17 protein-coding genes and 1 tRNA gene are annotated in these 23728 nt (G+C 39.7%); 9 read left to right on the top strand and 9 right to left on the bottom strand.

The features are described from left to right. Nucleotides 1–142 precede the first annotated feature (142 nt). The 7 genes from dnaG (at nt 143) to ASU03_RS14690 (ending at nt 10425) form a co-directional block, all read left to right on the top strand. Nucleotides 143–1900 (top strand): DNA primase, encoded by a 1758-nt coding sequence (gene dnaG / locus ASU03_RS14725; RefSeq protein ID WP_057832549.1) that lies wholly within the window; start codon nt 143–145, stop codon nt 1898–1900. Between the two features lie 206 nt (nt 1901–2106). Further along, complete coding sequence (gene rpoD / locus ASU03_RS14720; protein WP_057832548.1) at nt 2107–3948, top strand: RNA polymerase sigma factor RpoD; 1842 nt, start codon at nt 2107–2109, stop codon at nt 3946–3948. A 109-nt stretch (nt 3949–4057) separates the two neighbouring features. Next, nucleotides 4058–4675: an outer membrane protein gene (locus ASU03_RS14715; RefSeq protein WP_057832547.1), complete on the top strand. Its 618-nt coding sequence runs from the start codon at nt 4058–4060 to the stop codon at nt 4673–4675. 172 nt (nt 4676–4847) lie between these two features. After that, nucleotides 4848–4924: transfer RNA gene (locus ASU03_RS14710), tRNA-Ile, on the top strand. 1396 nt (nt 4925–6320) lie between these two features. After that, nucleotides 6321–8657 (top strand): methyl-accepting chemotaxis protein, encoded by a 2337-nt coding sequence (locus tag ASU03_RS14700; protein WP_057832545.1) that lies wholly within the window; start codon nt 6321–6323, stop codon nt 8655–8657. Nucleotides 8658–8918: 261 nt separating this feature from the next. Beyond that, on the top strand, nt 8919–9359 hold the full coding sequence (locus ASU03_RS14695) for a YtoQ family protein (protein ID WP_057832544.1): 441 nt from the start codon (nt 8919–8921) through the stop codon (nt 9357–9359). 136 nt (nt 9360–9495) lie between these two features. After that, nucleotides 9496–10425 (top strand): urea transporter, encoded by a 930-nt coding sequence (locus ASU03_RS14690; protein WP_197411259.1) that lies wholly within the window; start codon nt 9496–9498, stop codon nt 10423–10425. A gap of 148 nt (nt 10426–10573) precedes the next feature. On the opposite strand, the gene panC is transcribed toward ASU03_RS14690, so the two are convergent. From panC to ASU03_RS14645, 9 genes are all read right to left on the bottom strand, one after another. Continuing rightward, entirely contained in the window at nt 10574–11440 is an 867-nt protein-coding gene (gene panC, locus ASU03_RS14685) for a pantoate--beta-alanine ligase (protein WP_057832542.1), read from the bottom strand. 121 nt (nt 11441–11561) lie between these two features. Beyond that, complete coding sequence (gene panB, locus ASU03_RS14680; protein WP_057832541.1) at nt 11562–12356, bottom strand: 3-methyl-2-oxobutanoate hydroxymethyltransferase; 795 nt, start codon at nt 12354–12356, stop codon at nt 11562–11564. Nucleotides 12357–12478: 122 nt separating this feature from the next. Next, the gene (gene folK / locus ASU03_RS14675; protein WP_057832959.1) at nt 12479–12967 is read right to left on the bottom strand and encodes a 2-amino-4-hydroxy-6-hydroxymethyldihydropteridine diphosphokinase; all 489 of its coding nucleotides are present in this window, start codon (nt 12965–12967) and stop codon (nt 12479–12481) included. Nucleotides 12968–12980: 13 nt separating this feature from the next. After that, entirely contained in the window at nt 12981–14402 is a 1422-nt protein-coding gene (gene pcnB, locus ASU03_RS14670) for a polynucleotide adenylyltransferase PcnB (protein ID WP_082627300.1), read from the bottom strand. A 208-nt stretch (nt 14403–14610) separates the two neighbouring features. After that, entirely contained in the window at nt 14611–15303 is a 693-nt protein-coding gene (locus ASU03_RS14665) for an SDR family oxidoreductase (RefSeq protein WP_057832540.1), read from the bottom strand. A gap of 61 nt (nt 15304–15364) precedes the next feature. Beyond that, nucleotides 15365–16312, bottom strand: a complete 948-nt coding sequence (gene gluQRS, locus ASU03_RS14660; protein WP_082627299.1) for a tRNA glutamyl-Q(34) synthetase GluQRS — start codon at nt 16310–16312, stop codon at nt 15365–15367. 31 nt (nt 16313–16343) lie between these two features. Continuing rightward, nucleotides 16344–16790 (bottom strand): RNA polymerase-binding protein DksA, encoded by a 447-nt coding sequence (gene dksA / locus ASU03_RS14655; protein WP_057832539.1) that lies wholly within the window; start codon nt 16788–16790, stop codon nt 16344–16346. Nucleotides 16791–17064: 274 nt separating this feature from the next. Next, complete coding sequence (gene sfsA, locus ASU03_RS14650; RefSeq protein ID WP_057832538.1) at nt 17065–17778, bottom strand: DNA/RNA nuclease SfsA; 714 nt, start codon at nt 17776–17778, stop codon at nt 17065–17067. Nucleotides 17779–17841: 63 nt separating this feature from the next. Beyond that, nucleotides 17842–18285 carry a hypothetical protein gene (locus tag ASU03_RS14645; protein WP_057832537.1) on the bottom strand — a complete coding sequence of 148 codons (444 nt, stop codon included), beginning with the start codon at nt 18283–18285 and terminating at the stop codon, nt 17842–17844. Nucleotides 18286–18812: 527 nt separating this feature from the next. On the opposite strand from ASU03_RS14645, the gene hrpB reads away from it, so the two are divergent. Both hrpB and mrcB read left to right on the top strand, forming a co-directional pair. Next, nucleotides 18813–21341: an ATP-dependent helicase HrpB gene (hrpB, locus tag ASU03_RS14640; protein WP_057832536.1), complete on the top strand. Its 2529-nt coding sequence runs from the start codon at nt 18813–18815 to the stop codon at nt 21339–21341. A 44-nt stretch (nt 21342–21385) separates the two neighbouring features. Continuing rightward, nucleotides 21386–23695, top strand: a complete 2310-nt coding sequence (mrcB, locus tag ASU03_RS14635; RefSeq protein ID WP_057832535.1) for a penicillin-binding protein 1B — start codon at nt 21386–21388, stop codon at nt 23693–23695. Nucleotides 23696–23728 lie beyond the last annotated feature (33 nt).

Genomic DNA, 23728 nt, shown 5'->3' with positions numbered 1-23728 from the left:
TTAAACCGTAATGGCTCTGGCTATTACGGTTTTTTTATCCGTTTTTTTTAGCTTTAACTTGATTTTTTCTGCTACTTTTTCACCGGTATTGTGTAGAATACTTAAGTGGTACTTTTTTCTTAGATGATGATTTTTAAATATTATGGCTGGACGCATTTCCCGACAATTTATTGATGATTTACTTAGCCGAGCAGATATTGTTGAGCTGGTAGATAGTCGAGTGCCGTTAAAAAAAGCAGGGAAAAATCACCAAGCGTGCTGTCCCTTTCATAATGAAAAATCACCTTCTTTTACCGTAAGCCAAGATAAACAGTTTTATCATTGTTTTGGCTGCGGCGAACACGGCAATGCCATTTCCTTTTTAATGGAATTCGATCGTCTCGATTTTGTTGATGCGGTAGAAGAGCTTGCTTCACATTGTGGTATGGAAGTTATCCGTGAGGAAAATACCGCCAGCCCAGCAGAGCAGCGCCGGCAGCAACAAATTTATCAGCAAAAGCAAGATGATTATGAGTTGATGGCGCAAATAAGTCGCTTTTTTCAGCAACAATTGAAAGTATCTACCGATAAAGAAACGGCTATTAAGTACTTAAAAGGTCGTGGTTTAAGTGGTGAAGTTGTTAAGCGTTTTGGTATAGGCTACATAAGTGATGCTTGGGACGGTATGATGAATTCATTCTCACGCAATGGCCAAGCCAACCAGCAATTGATTGATTTAGGTATGGCTATTGCGGGCGATAAAAAGCGACCCTATGATCGATTTCGTGGTCGTATCATGTTTCCTATTAGCGATAAGCGTGGCCGAGTTATCGGCTTTGGCGGCCGAGTGTTAGGTGATGCAAAACCTAAATACTTAAACTCTCCTGAAACGCGTATCTATCATAAAGGCCAAGAGCTTTATGGTTTACATGAAGCGAAACAAGCCAATAAACAACTTAAGCGACTTGTTGTGGTTGAAGGTTATATGGATGTTGTGGTGTTAGCCCAGCATGGTGTTGATTATGCTGTTGCCTCATTAGGAACTGCAACAACCTTTGAGCAGTTACAAACGCTATTTCGTACTGTGCCTAATGTGATTTGTTGCTACGATGGTGATAGAGCTGGACGAGATGCTGCATGGCGTGCCATGGACAATGCCTTGCCACTTATTCGTGATGGCTTTTCGTTAAAATTTGTTTTTCTCCCCGATGGTGAAGACCCAGACTCATTGATTCGGGCACAAGGGCAACAAGCATTTGAGACTATTCTTGATAATGCCATGCCATTATCAAAATTTTTATTTGAACAATTAATGCAACAAGTCGATATGGGCTCTCTCGAAGGAAGAGCGGCTTTAGTTGAATCTTTCCAGCCTTTTTTAGCCAAGCTTCCAGATAGCATTTTAAAAGATGCCATGATTAATGAAATAGGGAATAATTTTGGTACGGGTAGTGAGCAGTTTTTGGTAAAGTTCACTAAAAATATAAAAGGTGGTTCGATAAAGCCTGCGGTTAAAGTCAGTACAAAAGTCACTCCCGTGAGGTTAGCACTTGCTTTATTGTTAGAACATCCCCATATAGCCAATAGCTTAGGTGATAAAAATGTATTGCAGCCATTAACTACACCAGGAATACCTTTGTTAATAGAGGTTTTAGGTGTATGCCAGCAAAACCCTGATATTAAATCAGCGCAATTACTTGAATATTTTCGTGATACCGAGCAAGGCCGGCAATTAGCAAAATTGATGTGTTGGCAGCATCATGTGGAAGCTGAAGCCGCAACCGATGTTTTTCTTGATAGTATTGAAAAGCTACTCAATAACTTTGTTGAACAACGTGCTGAAGTGTTATTGCAAAAAGCACGAGCTGGACAAATGACTAGTGCGGAAAAGCAAGAGTTACAAGCAATACTCAATGCTTAACGGCTAGTTTTGGCTATACTTAGCATGGCATGAGTAAGATTTACACAATTATTTAGCCTTGAAATACCCACAAACAATTAGGCTGGTAAATGTTTGTGGAATTCGTTATAATTCTCGGCTTTATTGCGCCATTTATTAGCTTTTACTAATGTTTTTAGCGCATATTTTACATCCCATATTTATATAATACAGGTGGACACTCGTCAATGGAACAAGCCCCTAAATCTAGACTTAAAGAGTTAATAACCAAAGGTAAAGAACAAGGTTATTTAACATTTGCTCAAGTTAATGATCATCTTCCACAAGATATTATTGATTCTGACCAAGTTGAAGATATCGTTAGTATGATCAATGATATGGGCATTCAAGTATTTGAAAATGCACCTGATCAAGATACCTTGATGATGAGCGAAGGCAATACTGATGAAGATGCCGCCGAAGCAGCAGCGCAAGCACTGGCAACCGTAGAAAGTGAAATTGGTCGTACAACCGACCCAGTACGTATGTATATGCGTGAAATGGGTACCGTTGAACTTCTTACCCGTAAAGGCGAAATCGTTATTGCCAAACGTATAGAAGAAGGTATCAGAGAAGTTCAGCGTAGTGTTTCAGAATACCCACCAGCGATAAATTTCTTATTAGATATGTGGGATAACTTTGAAGCGGAAGAGCTACGCTTAACGGATATTATCACGGGGTTTTTAGACCCAGATGCGGAAGAAGAAGTTGCGCCCGCAGCTACACACGTGGGTAGTGAACTGTCAAAAGCAGACCTTGCTGATGAAGATAAGTCAAAAAAGGAAGATGAAGAGGATGAGGAAGAAGAAGATACGGGTCCTTGCCCTGAATTAGCACGTGAGAAGTTTACCGCTTTACGTGAAGCTTATGAACATGCCAATAAAATTATTGAAAAACATGGTCGTGGCCATAAAGATGCTCAAGAAGCTATCGATGCAGTAGCTGAAGTCTTTAAAGAATTCCGTTTGATCCCTAAATTATTTGATAAATTAGTTAAAAACATGCGTAGCATGATGGACCGATTACGTGTGCAAGAGCGTTTGATCATGAAACATTGTGTGGTTGGTGCGGGTATGCCAAAAACTACCTTTATCAAAATGTTCCCAGGTAATGAAACCTCAAAAGACTGGTTTACAGCAGAGCAAGCAGCAGGTAAACCATACTCAGCTAAACTTAGTGAAGTTGAACGTGATGTAGAACGTTGTATCTACAAACTAAACCAAATTCAAGAAGAAACGCACCTAAATATTCATGGCATTAAAGACATTAACCGTCGTATGTCAATTGGTGAAGCAAAAGCGCGTCGTGCTAAGAAAGAAATGGTTGAGGCCAATTTACGTCTTGTAATTTCAATTGCTAAAAAATACACCAACCGTGGTTTACAGTTCCTTGATTTAATTCAAGAAGGTAACATAGGCTTGATGAAAGCGGTTGATAAGTTTGAATACCGTCGTGGTTATAAATTCTCAACTTATGCAACGTGGTGGATCCGTCAAGCCATTACCCGTTCTATTGCTGACCAAGCACGTACCATTCGTATTCCTGTGCATATGATTGAAACGATTAACAAACTAAACCGTGTTTCTCGTCAAATGCTACAAGAAATGGGACGTGAGCCTACGCCAGAAGAATTAGCTGAACGTATGGTAATGCCAGAAGATAAAATTCGTAAAGTATTGAAAATAGCTAAAGAGCCAATTTCAATGGAAACTCCTATTGGTGATGATGAAGATTCACACTTAGGTGACTTTATTGAAGATGGTAAGGGTGAACTTCCCGTTGACTCAGCGACATCAGAAAACCTTAGAGGTGCTACGCATGAAGTTCTCGCTGGCTTAACTGCCCGTGAAGCAAAAGTACTTAGAATGCGTTTTGGTATCGATATGAATACAGACCATACATTGGAAGAAGTTGGTAAGCAATTTGATGTAACACGTGAACGTATTCGTCAAATTGAAGCGAAAGCTTTACGTAAGTTACGTCATCCTTCTCGCTCAGAGCAGCTGAAAAGCTTCCTTGATGGTGAATAAATACTAAATAATTAATTTAGTATTTTAAATTCTATTTTAAATAGACATAAAAAAGAGTAAGTTAGTAATACTAGCTTACTCTTTTTACTTTCTAAGATAAGGAAATTTTATGCGTGTTGTCATCGCTCTCGCGGGTGTACTTGCCCTAATCTCTATGCCTTCCATGGCAAAACAAGCGTTAGATTTTGAAATAACTCCCTTGATTGGTTATCGCTTTGGTGGGAGTTTTGATACCAGTAAAGAGAAGGAACATCATCGCATTGAATTAAGCGAAGAAACCAGCTACGGCCTTTTAACGGCTTGGTCTTTTGATCGTGAGCGTCAAGGTGAGTTCTTAATAAGTCATTATAATACCAGCTTCTCCCAATCAGATGGCTTTTCTGCCAGTAATACTGAACTTACTATTACCTATGCTCATATAGGGGGTAATGTCCCCATCTCTGACGGTTTTATGCCTTTTTATATTACCGGTGGTTTAGGTTTAACTCACTTTGCACCAAAAGATGAGCAGCTTAGTAATGAAACACGTTTTTCTATCAATATTGGTTTAGCAACAAAGTTTGAGCTAAGTGAGCATATTAGCCTACGACTAGACAGTCGTATTTATGGCACCTTTTTTAACTCGGCTAGCGCAATTTTTTGTGAACAAGATACCTGCGCCATTTATATCTCGAGTGATATCTGGTTCCAAAGTGAAGTGAGTGCCGGGCTTACCTATCATTTTTAGCGAAAAGCAGGCTATTTAGTTTAATAAATAAGCGGTCAGTAAAAAAATGCCATTATTTAAAGTTCATTAGGTGACAACAAAAGTAAAAATGCTTATACTGCACGCGCTTAGTTAAGCTGTTTCTCAATAAACTAAGTCGCGTTATTAACGCATGCCCCATCTATGTGAAAATGGGCCTTTAGCTCAGTTGGTTAGAGCATACGACTCATAATCGTCAGGTCCCCAGTTCAAGTCTGGGAAGGCCCACCATTTTCACCTTGTAGTACAACCTTTTTAGGCCAATTTAGACAAAGCTTAATTCCCCTATTTCAAACTTCCTGTCCATGGCTGGTATCAAATTTTTCTGATTGCTGCCCTAATCTCGACGACGGCGACAAAGAACTTGAAAAAATAATTTGTTAATTACCTAGCATTTAGAAACTGTTTGATTTTGATAAACGATTATCCGTTCGCCTTTTTTTTTGCTGATAACCTGGTATCGTCGAGTGACTTTGCCGTTCTTTGAGGTGTTAACCCAAAGACAAGCGCCATGTCTTAAAGCTTCTAATGTCGATTTTCCACTTACTTTACCTACCTGTTTCCAGCCACCAAGGGCATATGACGTGATAGGGAAACTTAACAAGAGCAAAAGCATAATCATCCTGAGAATTATCATAACTATCTCCATGTGTTATTAAGGTGGCTATATTTTACTGAACTTCACCTTTAACAATATTAGACCATTTTCATATAAGCATACTACGACATTAACATGACAATTCGGCTAGCTACTTATCATTGACTTTGCCGTAACTCAGGAGAGAAAAAATAAGCATCAAAGCAATATCAAGGCTTAATAATATGGAGTTTTAGACGGCAGTGGGAATTAACATATGAGAAAGTGCTGGCCCTCAGTGACTTGAATTGCGAAGGCCCAACATTTTTCATTGCCTCTACTAGTTAGTAGTTACTCATCAAGTCATTTGGTGCTACGTATGTGCTACATTTCAGAACTAAGTCTAATATCTAAAGCTCATAAAACCACCGTGATTTTCAATTCACTCTTATTAACTAAACTAAATAAACCTTCAATTAAAGTAATAATCCAATTTTAAACCGGATGATTAAGATCTAGTCTTTTTCTCTGCGTTTTTGAGTTTAACTACTGTCATCGATTTAAGTACCCTCTCTAAGTTTTCCAGATTTGATACAGAAGTGAAGCCCTCATTTGGTGTAGGCAATTTGTGTTTTTGTTGCCAGCTTGCGCATAGTCATATCTTCATTGACTCGTTGGCGTAGTGGTGCTGAAAAATACGGGCTGATGTTCATGGGATATTTTCCTCACAATGATAAGGCGACATGCCCTCAATACAAAGCGTAGGAAAATAGTTAACGCTCAGGTGAGTACAGGTGCTAAAAACAAGCACCATTATCGCGCGAGCGGTTTAGTTCTTGGTGGTAGCAGTGATCATAAACAGAATATCCCAACAGGTATGAATTTTGGCACTAATAAGCTTTTAATGACCTACTTTCATCATGGTATATATATTATTTCATCTCAATAATAATCAGTTGTTCTAGAGTTAATTAGCTATTTATAGAATTGTTTTCTATAAATAGCTAATGTTTTTGTTTATGAACAGTTAATGCTGAACAGGATCTTATTATGGTGAGCTCAGAGACTAAAGCTAAATCGAGTGCAAGCATTGTTAAAGGTAACCGACTAGAAAATGATAACGTACTGCTTGAAATTGAACGATTAACAAAAATAAATGATGAATTTAAGAGCCAGATAAACGCTATCAGTAAAGCACAAGCTGTTATCGAGTTTAATATGGATGGCACTATTATTAGCGCCAATGACAATTTTCTTAACACCTTAGGTTACACCTTGGCAGAAGTGCAAGGAAAACATCACAGCATGTTTGTTGAGCCGGCCTTTAAAGCCAGTGATGAATACCGTGAGTTTTGGGAAAAGCTGAATCGCGGCGAATATGAAGCGAAGGAATATAAACGCTTAGGTAAAGGCGGTAAGGAAGTGTGGATACAAGCTTCTTACAATCCAATCTTAGACTTAAATGGTAAACCTTATAAAGTGGTCAAGTATGCCACTGATGTCACGGCACAAAAATTGGAAAATGCCAATACCTCCGGTCAAATTGATGCTATCAGTAAAGCACAAGCTGTTATCGAGTTTAATATGGATGGCACTATTATTAGCGCCAATGACAATTTTCTTAACACCTTAGGTTACACCTTGGCAGAAGTGCAAGGAAAACATCACAGCATGTTTGTTGAGCCGGCCTTTAAAGCCAGTGATGAATACCGTGAGTTTTGGGAAAAGCTGAATCGCGGCGAATATGAAGCGAAGGAATATAAACGCTTAGGTAAAGGCGGTAAGGAAGTGTGGATACAAGCTTCTTACAATCCAATCTTAGACTTAAATGGTAAACCTTATAAAGTGGTCAAGTATGCCACTGATGTCACGGCACAAAAATTGGAAAATGCCAATACCTCCGGTCAAATTGATGCTATCAGTAAAGCACAAGCTGTTATCGAGTTTAATATGGATGGCACTATTATTAGCGCCAATGACAATTTTCTTAACACCTTAGGTTACACCTTGGCAGAAGTGCAAGGAAAACATCACAGCATGTTTGTTGAGCCGGCCTTTAAAGCCAGTGATGAATACCGTGAGTTTTGGGAAAAGCTGAATCGCGGTGAATATGAAGCGAAGGAATATAAACGCTTAGGTAAAGGCGGTAAGGAAGTGTGGATACAAGCTTCTTACAACCCAATCTTAGACTTAAATGGCAAACCTTATAAAGTGGTCAAGTATGCCACTGATGTCACGGCACAAGTCATGGCTTTGAATCAGATAGATGTATTAGTTCAAGGTGCGGTAAGAGGACAATTGACAGATAGAATTAATACCGAAGGATCGCAAGGATTTGTAGCTTCGTTAGGAAACAGTATTAACAATCTGATGGATGCAGTGGTTGAACCGATTAATGATGCAATTAATGTATCTCAAGCGCTCGCTGAGGGTGATCTTACTCAGGAAATGAGTAATGGATACGATGGTGAATTTCTCGAATTAGCCAACGCAATGAATACATCAATTAAAAATTTAAAAAATATGGTTGATGAAATTCGTTCTGCTTCGACGAATGTTTTTGATACTTCAAGAGAAATTGCTGAAGGCAATAATGAATTAAGTCATCGCACTGAATCTCAGGCATCTAGCCTAGAAGAAACAGCTGCAGCAATGGAAGAATTAACTAGTACCGTGGAGCAAAATGCTGAAAATGCGACTCAAGCGAGCAATTTATCATCTTCGGTAATGAACAAAGCCAGTGCCGGTGGCGAGGTAGTAAAAAATGCCGTCACAGCTATGAGTGATATTAATAAATCAAGTAAAAAAATAGCGGATATTATCAGTGTTATAGATGTTATTGCTTTTCAGACCAATTTGCTAGCCTTAAATGCCGCGGTTGAAGCGGCACGAGCTGGTGAACAAGGTCGAGGTTTTGCAGTGGTAGCCGCTGAAGTCCGAAATTTAGCACAACGATCAGCAGCAGCTGCCAAAGAAATAAAAGGCTTAATTAATGATAGTGTTGAAGCGGTGGGACAAGGTACTAAGTTAGTCGATGAAACAGGTCAAATTTTTACAGATTTAGTAAGTTCAATCGAAGAAGTTAGTAAAATGGTCATTGATATCGATGGTGCATGTAAAGAGCAAGCCGCAGGTATTGGTGAGGTTAGTGCGGCGATAAGTCAAATGGATGATATGACACAGAAAAATGCTGCGTTGGTTGAAGAAGCCGCCACATCGAGTAAATCAATGGAAGAACAAGCACAAATATTATTAAACCAAGTCGCTTTTTTTGATAATGAGGAAGAAGTGAAATCGCCATCTAGAGGTCATTCATCACGTTCAATGCCCCTTTATCAAAGCAACATTAGGAGATCGGAGCGATATGAGCAACAGGAGTACAAGTAAATAAAATAAAAAATCGGCAACGCTTTAAATCAATATACCAGCGCGGGTTTTTTATGTCGTCCGTGTTAGTCACTGTTCAAGTGGAATTCAGTAACTGAGCGTAGATTGAGCTGATGTGTCAGCTAAAGTTAAAATTCTTATTCCTTGTTAATTTTTCACCTAGTGAAACTGGATTTCATTTAATTTATTTATTGAGCTGCAGATTATTGGTGTACCATTGTTGTCTATATAAAATGGTAAAATGAAATAGAGAGCATTGTTATGAAATTAGAAGTTTATCTTTCAGGTGAAATTCATACCGATTGGCGCGACAAAATTATTCAAGCTTGCCAAGAGAGTGATTTAGATATCAGTTTTACTTCTGCGGTTACCCATCATGAAAGCAGTGACGGTGCCGGTGATCACCTTGGCGCTGAAGAAAAGCAGTTTTGGCGAGATCATAAATCAGCTAAAGTGAATGCCATGAAAACGAAAACACTGATTGAGCGTTGTGATATTGCTGTTATTCGTTTTGGTGATAAGTATAAGCAGTGGAATGCTGCCTTTGATGCCGGTTATTGTGCAGCACTCAATAAGCCTTATATCACCTTACACAGTGAAGATATTATTCATCCGCTCAAAGAGGTTGATGCTTCGGCTCAAGCTTGGGCAAGCAGTGTTGAACAAGTGATAGCTACGTTAAAGTATATTAGTACTAAGTAGTTAAACCGTGTTGGCCACTAATTTTATTTAGTGGCTAATAAACAAGCGGTATATGTAGGTGCTCTGGCTTTACTCTTTAGATAATTTTTCTATGCGTTACTTAATTTTAAGTAGCGTATTACACAAAATAATTTTCATGACACTCCCTTTTAAACAATTTTATAAAAGTTTTCTACGTAGCTTTGGCCAAGTTATGTTGCAAGGCAACGCTATCACTGGTTTGTTATTCTTACTCGGTATTGGTTTAAGTTCGCCTATTATGCTGCTGGGCAGCATTCTGGCAACAATATCAGGCTTAGCGGTCGCTAAATTATGCCGCTTTGATTTAACCACGATGGAAAACGGTTTGTATGGTTTTAATGCGGTACTGGTTGGTGTTGCTGTTTTTTACTTTTTACCTGTTAGTTTCACCTCGCTGCTTATTGTTATTTTTGGCGGTGCTTTCTCTACGGCGTTAACGCATTTTATGCTGGTTAGGGTGACAAGTGTTCCTGCTTTTACTACGCCATTTATTCTGTCAACGTGGGGGCTATTGTCATTTATTGATTATGCTAAATTGAGCACTGTACCTAGTACTGTATTTAGCAGTGACTTAGCTGGGTATCGTTTTTCTGGTATGAATAGTGCTGCGCTGGTCGACTATTTTCAAGCAAGTATGCGCGGTATTAGTCAGGTGATGTTGCAAGACTATTGGCTCACCGGTGTGTTTTTTCTCTGTGCCATATTTATTCACTGTCGAACAGCAGCCATTGCGGCATTTATTGGCTCGGCAGTGGGTATGCTGTTAGCCACAGGCTTTAATTTTCCTCATGAGAAAGTCATGATGGGACTCTATGGCTTTAATAGTTGCTTAGTAGCTATCGCGCTGGTCGGTCGCTATGAAAATAAGCCATGGCTTATCATGTTGGCTATTTTACTTACTGTGGTCCTCACTAGGGCGTTTGAATGGCTAAGCATACCGGTATTAACCGCTCCTTTTGTTATCACAACTTTACTTATTATTGCTTTGGTTAACATACAGACGAATTATGCTGATAAAAGAAATGCTCTACGTAATGTGCAGTAGAGCTTGTCTTAGCCAAACATTTTAAGGTCAGTAAATCGCGGTAAGGTTAATCACCTTACCGCGCTAGAGCTTTTTATATCATTTACGGTGAATAGAGCAAAAATCGACTTAAAACCGGCATTATCAACATTTATTAAGCTGAGCTACGTTAAGTTAAGCTTATCTGTATGTTATCAATTAAACGTGCTTTGCCGCAATGTGCGGCCGCTAAGATAACTAGTTGAGTGTCATCTTCACTGGCTGGTTGTAATGTTTTTGCGTGGCAAATATGCAAGTAATCAGTATGCAAACCGGCATGATTTATAGCCTTAGCTGCTTGTTTGGCCAAACCGATAAAATCGATACTTTCTTGCTGAGCAAAACCTGTGGTAATTTGCTCGGCGAGCCATTGTAAATTTTTCTGTAGGGCAGGGGCTATTGCTTTTTCTTCACTGCTTAAATAACCATTGCGAGAACTCAGGGCTAAGCCACTTTCTTCTCTGCTGGTCGCCACAGGTATTATGGTAATTGGCATCGACAAATCTTCAACCATGGTTTGAATCACTTGTACTTGCTGGTAATCTTTTAAACCAAAACAAGCGACATCGGGCTGAACTAGGTTAAATAGTTTACAAACTACGGTGGCAACACCGCGAAAATGGCCAGGGCGGCTTTCGCCACAATATCCCTCAGAAACATTAGGCACTTCGACAAAGCTTTGTTTAGTAATGCCTTTGGGGTAAATAATGTCGGGTGTGGGGGTAAATAATAAATCGGTACCAGCAGCCGTTAATTTTTGCTGATCATCATTCATAGTACGCGGATAATTATCAATATCTTCATTGAGGCCGAACTGCATTGGGTTAACAAAAATGCTGGCAACAATTTTATCCGCGTGTTTATGGGCTTCAGCTACTAACGAAATATGACCCGCATGTAAGTTACCCATAGTAGGTACAAAGGCAATGGTTAAACCTTGCTGACGCCATGTTTTAACTTGCGCACGTAATTCACTTATTTTACTGACTGTTTTCATAAATTTATCTTGCCGTTATTAATAACTAATAAGAGATTATTGGTTATTTATTGTTAGTCGTTTATTTATAGCGCGGTATGTGTATTTTTACTGACACTGCTTGAATCACTTTTTATCGTGATTATTTGAAAATATGCTCATCAGCCGGGAAATTACCCTGACTTACTTCGCTAATATAAAGTTCAATGGCCTTTTTAATGTCCCCGGTGTCTTTTAAAAAGTTGCGCGAAAATTTAGGCATATAATTACAGGCAATACCTAAGGCATCGTGCATCACTAAAATCTGGCCATCAGTGTCTTTACCTGCGCCTATGCCAATCGTTGGTATGGTAAGTACTTTAGTGATGGCTGCGCCTAAACTTGCTGGAATACATTCTAGTACCAGCAATTGCGCGCCTGCTGCTTCGAGTGACTTGGCATCGGCGATCATTTTTTGCGCTTTATCCTCATCTCGGCCCTGTACTTTAAAGCCACCAAAGATATTAACGGATTGTGGTGTTAAACCTAAATGAGCACAGACCGGAATTCCACGTTCGACCAGTGCTGCAATGGTGTCATTAAGCCAAGCACCACCTTCCATTTTAACCATGCTAGCACCTGCTTGCATTAACAATGCCGCATTGCTTAGCGCTTGCTCTTGCGTGGCATAGCTCATAAAAGGCATATCGGCAATAATCAGAGTTTCTTCAACGCCACGTTTTACACAACGGGTATGGTAGGCCATATCTTCAATGGAGACCGGTAGTGTGCTGTCTTCCCCTTGTAAGACCATACCGAGAGAATCACCAATGAGTATGGCATGTATGCCAGCTTGATCAAATAGTTTGGCAAAGCTCGCATCATAGGCGGTGATTGTCGATATTTTTTCGCCTTGTTGCTTCATGTTAAGCAAGCTTGCGGTGGTTATTTTAGCCATGATATTTCCGAATAGGTTAATGAGCTTATGTATCAGTTTGCTATAAGCTGTTAGTGCTAATTATTATAGCGCTAAGGATTGTATTGCTAATATTTAAGATTTCAATATTTATTATGGCAATATTATAACTTTACTATGCCATTGCTGCTGATTTCATTGACAAGTGAGCTAATTGAACGGCCATCGGGGAAATTTAAATTAGGCGCAATCTCTGCGAGTGGCCATAAAACAAATTCACGCACCTTCATACCGTAGTGAGGCACGGTTAAACGGGGACTTTCTATGGCTTCATTACCATATAATAATATATCACAATCGAGAATTCGTGCGCCCCAGCGATTATATTTTCGTACCCGACCAGCCGCATTTTCTATTGTTTGTAAGGCATCTAACAATTCAAGTGCAGATAAACAGGTTTCTAAAGAAATTACCGCGTTGATATAGTCATCTTGATCCTGAGGGCCCATAGGTTTACTCAAATACAGCGACGATAATGCCATGACCTTAGTATTGGGCATATCCGCTATTTCGTTAGCGGCATTACTTACCTGTAACCTTGGATTTGATAAGTTGCTGCCTAAACCAATATAAGCAATTATTTTTTTTTGCATTAGCTGGTCAATATCATTCAGTCGGTTTTGCACTGGGCTTACGACGTTTTCTAGGGCTTTTACGCTTAGTGCCTTGTGGCAGTTTTACGCCTTTGATCATTTGAATGCGGGCATCATTTGACACTTCTTGAAAGTCTGTCCACCACTGTGCTAACTCAACAAGCTCAGCTGTCGCTTCGATTTGTGCGCGTAATAATAAGAAATCGTAACCAGCTCTAAATTTAGGGTGTTCAAATGTTTTAAAGGCTCGCTTGCCTTCGCGGCGACTTAATTTTTCTTGCAAGAGCCAAATATCTTTAATGACCGCTTGAAAACGTTTAGGAATGGCAATACTGCGTTGCTGCTCTGGCATTATTTCACTTAAGGCGGCAAAGAATATATCTTGTGGAGGAAGTTGCGTGGTGACTTTAAATTGCTGAATATGTTTTTGTAAGGGGTACCAAAGCATAGCAGCAAATAAAAAAGCTGGTGTTACTCGTTGCTCGTTATTGATACGTTTGTCGGTATTTTCCATTGCCAAGCGAATAAAGGCGAGTAACAAAGCTTGCTCTTCTGATTCCAGATTAAGTGCTTGCTCAACGGCCGGGAAGAAATAACCAAACAAGTTATAACTACGCAGCTGCTCAAAGTTAGCGACCGCTTTACCTGACATAAACATTTTTAAGAATTCTTCAAACAAACGGGCCGCTGGAATATTGGCCATTAATGAAGACAGCTCTCTAATCGGCGCTTTAGTCGCATCACACATGGTCATATCAAGCTTGGTGGCGAAGCGGATCGCTCGCAACATACGGACGGGATCTTCACGGTAACGTGTTTCAGGGTCGCCAATTAAGCGGATAATTTTATCATTTACATCTTGTACACCATTGGCAAAGTCATAGACTTTAAAATCTTTTGTGGAGTAATAAAGCGCATTTATAGTGAAGTCTCTACGTTCGGCATCTTCTTCTATGCTGCCGTAGATATTGTCACGTAATAACATGCCATCTTCACTTTGCTTAGAGGTTTTTTTGCAATTTTTTTCTTGTTCAGAAGCCGTGTCATGATGGCCTCTAAAGGTTGCCACCTCAATGATTTCGCGGCCAAAAACAATATGAGCTAAGCGAAAGCGTCGTCCAATTAAGCGACAATTCCTAAATAATTCTTTAATTTCATCAGGGGTTGCGTTAGTGGCTATATCAAAATCTTTCGGTTTTAAACCTAATAAGATGTCACGAACGCCACCACCCACAAGATAAGCATCAAAACCACTTTTATTTAAGCGATATAATACTTTTAGTGCATTTGGACTCAGTAATTTACGTGAAACGGGGTGCTGGTCTCGAGAGAAAACCAAGGGATTATCAAAGGATGCAGTGACAACATTTTTTTTGTTACTGGCGCTTTTTTTTGCGTTCTTTTTAGGGGTCGTTTTCGCGATAGCTTTACTCACTTTTCTGGAGAAAACTCTTTTGCATAAATTTATAACGCTTTTGATAGTCACAGGCCTTTAATACAGACATAAAATAGTGTCGCAATGATATAACAGTGCAGGGCAAAAGAGAATAACCGACGGGGTAAATAGCATGAAAAAACAGCTAAATTTTGGTGAAGAAAGAAACACGACAATGACTGCACGCTTTTCTTTCTCTAAACGCAACCTACCAAGGTAATGTTTCACCATTAGAGTGCTTAAATACACCAGAATCAGCCATGGTTAAGTTATCCATCAAGGCGATTAAGCGTTGTGCTGCGACATCGGCGCTGATATCGCCATTGTTTAATATACCATCGCTATTAACCATTTCAGTTTGTACATACCCAGGGTGATAGATGCCAACCGCGATATTTTCTTCACTAAGGTCTCGTGCTAATGATACGGCGGCAATATTGAGTGCCGCTTTTGACATGCGATAACCATATCGACCACCGGAAGTATTATCAGTGATGGAGCCCATTCTAGAGGTGATTAAAGCAATTTTGCTGCCTGAAGATAAGTTGCCCAGTAACGCGTGGCTCAAGCATAGTGGTGCTAGAGCGTTGACCTTAAATTGCTCTATAATGGTCTGTTGATTTAACTCGCTCAGTTGTTCGTTACGCAAGATACCGGCGTTGTTAATCAATAAATCGATAGTAATACCGCTAAGTGCTGACACGGCTTTATCGATGCCAGCTTGTGTGGCAATATCAACTTGCTCTACCACATTAACTCCAAGCGCATCTAATTGCGCTGAGCTTTGTCGGCACAGTGCATAAACGTTATCGCCACGCTGTTGGCAAATTTTAGCCATGGCATATCCGATACCGCGATTAGCGCCGGTAATGACAATAGTCTTTGCTGTGTTGTTCGACATAATATTTCCTTATTACTTTATTTTTAGAATTAATGTAGGGGTAAAATTCTCTGTGTTCAGGCTACTCAATGTTTATCTCAACCTTATTGGGTACACGGCTTCGTTGCCAGTTGATAATGGCCCATTTAATTATTTCTTCAACACTAGCACCAGTCAAACCAAGCTCAGGTGCTTGTCCTAAAAATGCTAGTGCGGCAATAAGTGCAGGTTGTGGTTTGGCATTATCAATTGCCGTTGCTTTATTTTGCTTGCTCAGCTTAAAACCCTCACGGCTTATTGCTAACGGGATATGGCCGTATTGTGGCGTGGTGCAGGGCAAAAAACTATCGTTTAAGGTTTGATAAAGCGTTAGTTGCCTGGCCGTGGGTTCGAGTAAATCACAGCCTCTGACCACATGAGTAATTTTTTGGGCGATATCATCGGCGACCACAGCAAGCTGATAGGCAAATAAACCGTCTTTACGGTGAATAATAAAATCTTCACTGGCTAGGGCGTTATCACCAACAACATTACCTTGAAATATATCATTAAACCGATGCAAACCGTGTTGGTTAACAAGTCTTAAAGCGCTGCCTAGAGCTTGATGATTGGCGGTACGGCAATGCCTTTGGTATATACCACCAATTGCCTTGATTTGCGCCCGGCTACATTGACAATAATAGCTTAATTGTTGTTGTGCTAGGTTAGATAATATCTCACGATAATATTGACTCTGTGTGCTCTGGTAAAGCTCAGTTTCATCCCAATGCAGGCCAAAAGCCTCAAGAGTTGTTAATATTGCTGAGCTGGCACCTTGTTGTTCACGAGGAGGATCAATATCTTCAATGCGTATTAGCCATTTACCTTGCTCGCCACGATCGTTAATAGTTGACTTTGCATCAAGAAAACTCGCTAGAGCAGCGATAAGGGAACCAAAATGAAGTAAACCAGAAGGGGATGGAGCAAAGCGACCACGGTATTGAGGAGCCTTATTCGGCTCCAGTGGTCGCTTATTATGCAAGTTAAGCAAGTTTTGTCTATGAAAGAGTGTTAACTAAAAATTAGCCAGCCATTTGGCGCTCTTTAATTTCAGCTAATGTTTTACATTCAATACAAAGATTGGCAGTAGGACGGGCTTCTAAACGACGAATGCCTATCTCAATACCACAAGAATTGCAAAAACCAAAATCGTCATCTTCAATGAACTGTAAGGTTTTCTCAATTTTCTTGATAAGTTTACGCTCACGGTCTCGTGTACGTAATTCAAGACTGAACTCTTCTTCTTGCGCCGCTCTATCCACAGGATCTGGAAAGTTTGCTGCTTCGTCTTGCATATGCGCTAAGGTACGATCAACTTCTTCACGTAATTGTACGCGCCAAGCATCTAGAATTTTCTTAAAATGCTCTTGTTGAGACTTATCCATGTACTCTTCGCCAGATTTTTCTTGATATGGAGCAACGCCCGCTAATGCAAGAATACCTAATGGCTTGTGTTTTTTTGTTGGCATGCTTATTCTCCCAATGCTACATAGACCAAGGCGATTTATTAATATACCACGTTTTATATGGTAGAACGCCTTTGTTGTAAGTGCGAATATGTTATATATGACCCGATGAATCAGGACTATATTGTGTCGCTGATGATAAAAATCAACAAACCAGCTAAAATAAATTAATTTGTCTATTTTTATCAACTAGTTAATAGCGATGATAATTGTTATTCTGTTATTTAAAAATTTTGAGCAAGCTTTTTTAGCAAGTTTTACTAGGATCAGTCAATCATTATCGTGAAATAAAAGGAATCTTTTCATCTAAGCTAATATTTAGCTCTCCTTTTTTGAGGGAAAATTCTGCTTTATAGGCTATTATTTCAACACCAGCTTGCTGGGCTTCATGGAGTAATTTTGCATAACTGGGGTCAACATGATCGGCCGCAGCAATGTCATTGATGCCACTATGTAAAACCGCAAAAAGTAATACCGCCTTATGTCCTTGGCTGACCATATCCATTAATTCACGCAAATGTTTTTGACCGCGAGTGGTAACTGCATCGGGGAAGTAGCCATGGCCACTTTCTAATAAGGTGACTGATTTCACTTCAATGTAGGTATCTGGGGCATCATTATAGCGGGCTAAAAAATCTATACGACTATTTTCATTACCGTATTTAACTTCTCGCTGTAATAAATTAAAGCCGCTTAGCTCAGGAATCAAACCTTTGTGCAAAGCCTCTTCTACCAATTGGTTGGCGCGTAAGGTGTTTACACAAATAAAATGCTCATCTTGGCTTACCGTAATCTCCCAGCTAAAAGGGTATTTTCGTTTAGTATTCGTTGAAGTGCTATACCAGACAGTATCACCAGGTTCTGCACAACCTTTCATCGCACCGGTATTGGCACAGTGTATGGTTGTTTGCTCACCATTGGTAAGTTCAATATCGGCTAAAAATCGTTTATAACGCTTAATTAATTTGGCTGGTTGTAATTGAAGTAACATATTAAAATGAGCTAACGGGTTGTTTCGCTCATCATAACGTAGTTTATTGTTGGCAGAGTATTTTTAATTCACTCGCGTTCTTTTTTTTTGTCGGTTTTTTAATACCTTAGCTTGTTCAATAAAATCATTAAGCCAAGTTGCGGCACTTTCGCTCTCGCTAAAGACATGAAACTCTATTTGGCAGTTGTGGTAGATACGTTGTAATTGCATTTGTTGCGTGTCGGCATAGGTGCTATTTAATATGACGACCGCAATAGCAATCATGCCTTTTTTTTGTCGATATTGTGTGGTTTCCCATAATTGCTGCTCAGCCTCAGGAGTAAAAATACTGTTACCACGAAAAGTTATTAATGAACCCCAGGGCTCACCAGTCATTTTTTCGGTGAGCAGTTTTATATCTTGGTGATATTGTGCCGCGGTCACTTCATTAAAGGGACCTTGTGCATCTACCAACATAATATTATCTTGCTGTTCAATAACATAACGTCCATGTGCTGAATATTCCATGTTATTCATCTCTGATGATCTCTAATTAATTAAAGGCGGACGTTTAGTAATAACAGCCTTTAAATACCTTGCCAAGTAAGCATATATAATTTTATTTGCAAGTTTTAATGAGGAATTATTGAGGTTTTTTGACCTTATTTTATTTGAGATAAAAATATTTAAATTGCAGCAAGGGGCGGTTAGCTAAGAAAACGACTCAATTAAGAGTAAAAGCTTGTTAGCAGAACCCTTTGGCCGGTATTGCTTATTCATTTAAAAAACTTAAATAAAGTCGGCAGATAAAGGCACTGTGTTCAGTTGAGGTGATTTCTTATTTCCAGCCAAGGTGTTGCTTAAAATATTACTCTCATTCCAGGACAATTTTTTTTCGGGTATTGTCACTTGTGCTAATTTTTTTTCCTCACTTTAGGGGGCACAAGCTCTAACCAGCACATAAATGTGCTTATTGACTTAGTTCTATTGTTATTATGCCCAGCAAGTAATAATTGCTATGATGATGACCATTTTCTTAATCATTTATTTTACCAATGGCCGTATCTACTGCTTTACCCATAGAAGAAATTAAACAACAATTTTGCCAAACTCTTGAGCAGCAAAATACGCTTATATTATCGGCGCCACCAGGAGCCGGTAAGTCAACGTGTTTACCTTTATGGTTATTAACTTTGCCAAGCTTAGCCAATAAAAAAATTTATTTACTGCAACCCAGACGTTTAGCCGTTAAAAATATAGCCATTTTTTTAGCAAAGCAATTAGATGAAAAAGTAGGTGAAACCGTTGGTTATCGATTACGCAATGATAGTAAAACATCTAAAAATACTCGCCTTGAAGTGATCACTGAAGGAATATTAACCCAAATCATTCAAAATGATGCTGAGCTGTCAGGAACAGCATTAGTCATTTTTGATGAATTTCATGAGCGAAGTTTGCAAGGAGATTTAGCTTTTGCCCTCACCCGTGAAGTACAAACAGCGTTACGAGAGGATTTAAAAATACTGCTGATGTCGGCGACGCTAGACATTGAGTATTTAAGTAAAGCGTTACCTGATGCACACCTACTTAGCAGCGAAGGGCGAAGCTTTCCTGTTGAAGTAAGTTATCAAGCACCTAAGAGTCATTTACGCTGGCGTGAGCATGCCTTGGCGGTTATTAAAGATAAAATGTTCAACCATATTGGTTCAATATTGGTTTTTTTACCTGGCATCGCCGATATTCGTTTTTTAGTTGAGCGTTTAAGTGCGGAACAAGCCGAAGGGGTAAAGGTTTGTCCTTTATTTGGTGAGCAGAGCTTAAAGGAACAACAACAAGCAATAGCACCGTGCGAAGATGGCCAGCGGAAAATTGTTTTAGCAACCAATATCGCGGAAACGTCCCTAACCATTGATGGCATTGATCTGGTTATTGATTGTGGCCTTGAAAAAGTCGCTATTTACGATAGTAGTAGTTTGATGAATAAGTTGATGCAAAAGCAAATAGCAAAAGCTTCAGCGGTGCAAAGAGCAGGGCGTGCCGGGCGATTAATGCCAGGGCAGTGTATCCGCTTATATGGTAAAGATGATTTTGAGCGTAGGCCGCAACATAGTGTCAATGATATTCAACAAGCAGACCTCTTACCGACGCTTATTGAAGCGGCACGTTGGGGCGTTTCTGCTTTAAAAGCATTACCCTTACTGGAGCTGCCCAGTAGCACTAAGGAGCAGCAAGCTTGGCAAGAATTACAAAGTTTAGCTATTGTCGATGGCAAAAATCTACTGACCAAACATGGCGATAAAGTATCAAAGTTACCTTGTCATCCACGTTTTGCACACATGATATTAATGGCAAAAAATCACGGCCAGCAAGCAACACACTTAGCTTGTTTAATCGCGGCATTACTTGAAGAACGTGATGTATTAGGGCCGCAGGCGCAATACGATTGTGATTTAAGCCATCGATTGCAATTACTTATTAAAGGCGGCAGTAATAAAAACCCATTATTAACACGGATTTTACAACAAGCCCATCGACTTGCTCAACAGGTGCAATTACGCTTTAGCATACACTCATTAGATTTAGCAAAAGCAGGTCTACTGCTTGCTTATGCTTACCCAGAAAGAGTGGCCAAGGCTCGTGGTAACCATGGCGATTATATCTGTGTTAACGGTAAAGGGGTTTCAGTTCATGAGCAAGACGCGTTAGCAAATGAAGACTTTATTGTGATTGCTCAAGCCATGCAGCGTGATAGTCAGCTCAATGTACGCTTAGCTAGCCATATTAGCTTGGTAGAGATTACTGAGGTTTTTTCCAAGCAAATTAAACAGCAAAATATAGCCAAATTTGATGGTAAGAGCGGTAGGATAATAACGCGACAGCAAATATTATTAGGCGCCATTGTGTTATCAGATCTGCCTTTAAAACAAGCAGTAACGTCGGAAAGCATTAGTGACATGTGGTGTGATCTAATCAGAAAAAAAGGCCTGGGTTTTTTACCTTGGCAGGGTAAAGATTTAGCACTAAAATCACGTTGGCAATGGTTAAATAAGTACTTTCCAGAATATAATTTAGCCCCTATCGATGACCATAACTTATTAGCTGAGCTAGCAATTTGGTTTGCTCCTTTTGTTGGTGATATAAAAACGAAAGCACAACTAGCTAAGCTAGACTTATCAGCAATGTTATTATCTTTACTTAACTATCAAGGGCAAAAAATATTAAAACAAGCGGCGCCACCTGTTTATATTGGCCCCACTGGGCGTCACTGTCCCATTAGCTATGATTTGGAGCGTTCGCCAAAAGTTTCACTGCCTATGCAGGAGCTCTATGGCTTAACACAAACGCCGAATATAGGTGTGTTAGTGGGGGTAAATGAACAAAAACAAGGCATTCCGCTGTTATTAGAATTGCTTTCTCCTGCGCAACGCCCTATTCAAGTAACACAAGATTTAGTTAAATTTTGGTCTGGCAGTTATCAAGCAGTGCAAAAAGATATGAAAAGCCGTTATCCTAGGCATTATTGGCCGGACGATCCTGCCAATGCTAAGGCCACCAATAAAACTAAACGCCATATAAAAGAATAACCCGATTACATCACTAGGTTAAATAACTAAGCATATCGAACATAATGTCAAAAAATAAAGTCAAAAAACGTAGCACCTCATCAGGGAAAAAAAGCTCAATATTAGCGCGAGTAGGCATCACCTTAGGTAAATTAATGATTGCCCTCATTTTTACCCTAGGGATTTTTTCAATTTACCTTGATGCTAAGATAAGAAAAACCTTCGAAGGACAGCGCTGGCATGTGCCAGTACAAGTTTATGGCCAACTACAACAGTTACAACTGGGGGAACGCGCCAACCTTGCCGAGCTAGCCGAGTCACTCATCATTAATGGCTATAACAAAGTCAATTATGTCACTAGAGTTGGGCAGTTTTCCTTATCTACCAAGCAGTTGGTAATTTTTCAGCGTCCATTTGATTTTGTTGATAGCGTAAATCATGGCCAGCAATTAATGGTGGAAGTTGTCAGTGATATTGTGGTGGCCTTAAGTGTCGATCAACAAGCCGTGGCAGAGTTAACACTTGAGCCTCAGTTATTGGCGCGTTTAGTACCTGACAATAAGGAAGATCGTGTCCTGGTTGCCCTTGAAGAGGTGCCCAGTCAGCTAATCGATACCTTATTATTAATTGAAGACCGAGGTTTTTATCACCATCATGGGGTTTCACCGCTAGGTATTATTCGTGCTCTTATTAACAATATTCGAGCCGGGCGTACCGTACAAGGTGGTAGTACCTTAACCCAGCAGTTGGCGAAAAATATGTTTCTTAATCGAGAACGCACAATTTCTCGAAAAATTAAAGAAGCACTGATGGCGTTAATTTTAGAATTTAGGTACAGCAAAGACCAATTATTAGAAGCCTACATTAATGAAGTCTATTTAGGGCAGAATTATGCCAATGGTGTTTATGGTTTTGGTTTGGCCGCAAAGTTCTATTTTGGCAAAGCCATTAATGAATTAACGAATGCTCAAATGGCCTTATTGGTAGCCCAAGTTAAAGGGCCAAGTTACTACGATCCTTGGCGTCACCCTGAACGTGCGATAGAACGCCGTGATCTGGTCTTAAGGTTAATGTTTGAACAGCATTTATTATCACTGGTTGATTTTGAACAAGCGGCGGAGTCTTCTTTGTCTATTAGGCCTAATAGGCGTTTAGCTAAAAAAAATTATCCCGCTTATTTACAACTTGTTAATGCTGAGCTAAACCAGCATCTGTCAAGCTTTACCCAAAAATCAGGCATTAAAGTTTTTACTGGCTTCTCACATCGCAGTCAGCAGTTATTAGAACAAAGTGTTGCCCAGCAGTTACCACGCTTAGAACGACAATATAAACAAAGTGGTTTAGAGGTAGCAATGGTAGTCACTGATATTGCTAGTGGCGAAATTAGAGCATTGGTTGGCGGTAGGGAAAGTGGCTATGCGGGCTTTAATCGTGCACTTAACGCGAAGCGACATATTGGCTCTTTAATTAAACCGGTAATTTATGCCGCGGCATTAGAGCGTTTCCACCAATATAATTTTGCCACTATTCTTGATGATAAGGCGATAACCTTAAAAAGTGGCTCAGGTAACAAGTGGCAGCCAAAAAATTATGATGGCAAATATCGAGGGCAAGTTTCATTAATTGAGGGCTTGGTATACTCCCTGAATATACCAACGATTAATCTTGGTATGAGCTTGGGTTTAGATAACGTTGCGGATGCTATTAAAGCCTTAGGTTTTCAACATAAACTGCAAATGCGCCCATCGGTCTTATTAGGCGCAATTAATATGTCACCATTGGACGTTAACCAATTATATTTAACGATTGCGGCTAAAGGTTATGCTCAAAAGAGCCATACCATCACCAAAATCCTGTCTGCCAACAATGAAATTTTATGGCAACAGCAGCAATTAAGTGAGCAGCGTTTATCGAGTAATACCGCTTATTTACTTGATTATGCCTTAACACAAGTTACTCAAATAGGCACTGCTAAGTCACTGACTTGGCGTTTGAATAATAACAAGGTCGCGGGGAAAACGGGTACCAGTAACGCCTTACGAGATAGTTGGTTTGTTGGCTATGATAACCGCCTCTTAGTCACTACCTGGTTAGGAAAAGATAATAACGCACCAACAGGATTAACAGGAAGTAGCGGTGCGCTAACGTTATTCGCAGATTTTATGAAAAAACAAGGCGTAGTCAATAGAATTTCAGAAAAACCGGCAGGCATAGTCATCACGTTATTTGAACAACAAACGGGTAATGCCGTTACCGATGACTGTGCCAATACCGTGATTTATCCTGCTGTTCGTGCAGGAATCATAACGTCCAAGCAATGTTTACAAGAAAAAGTAGATACGCGATCTTGGTTTGAGAAGGTATTTGGTGACTAGGTAGGATATTAACAGTAAATATGAACGCTCAAG

It is taken from the genome of Colwellia sp. TT2012 (assembly GCF_001440345.1).
Classification (GTDB): domain Bacteria; phylum Pseudomonadota; class Gammaproteobacteria; order Enterobacterales; family Alteromonadaceae; genus Colwellia.
Note: the sequence above shows the minus strand (reverse complement) of the source record. Positions and strands in the feature narration are given on the sequence as shown.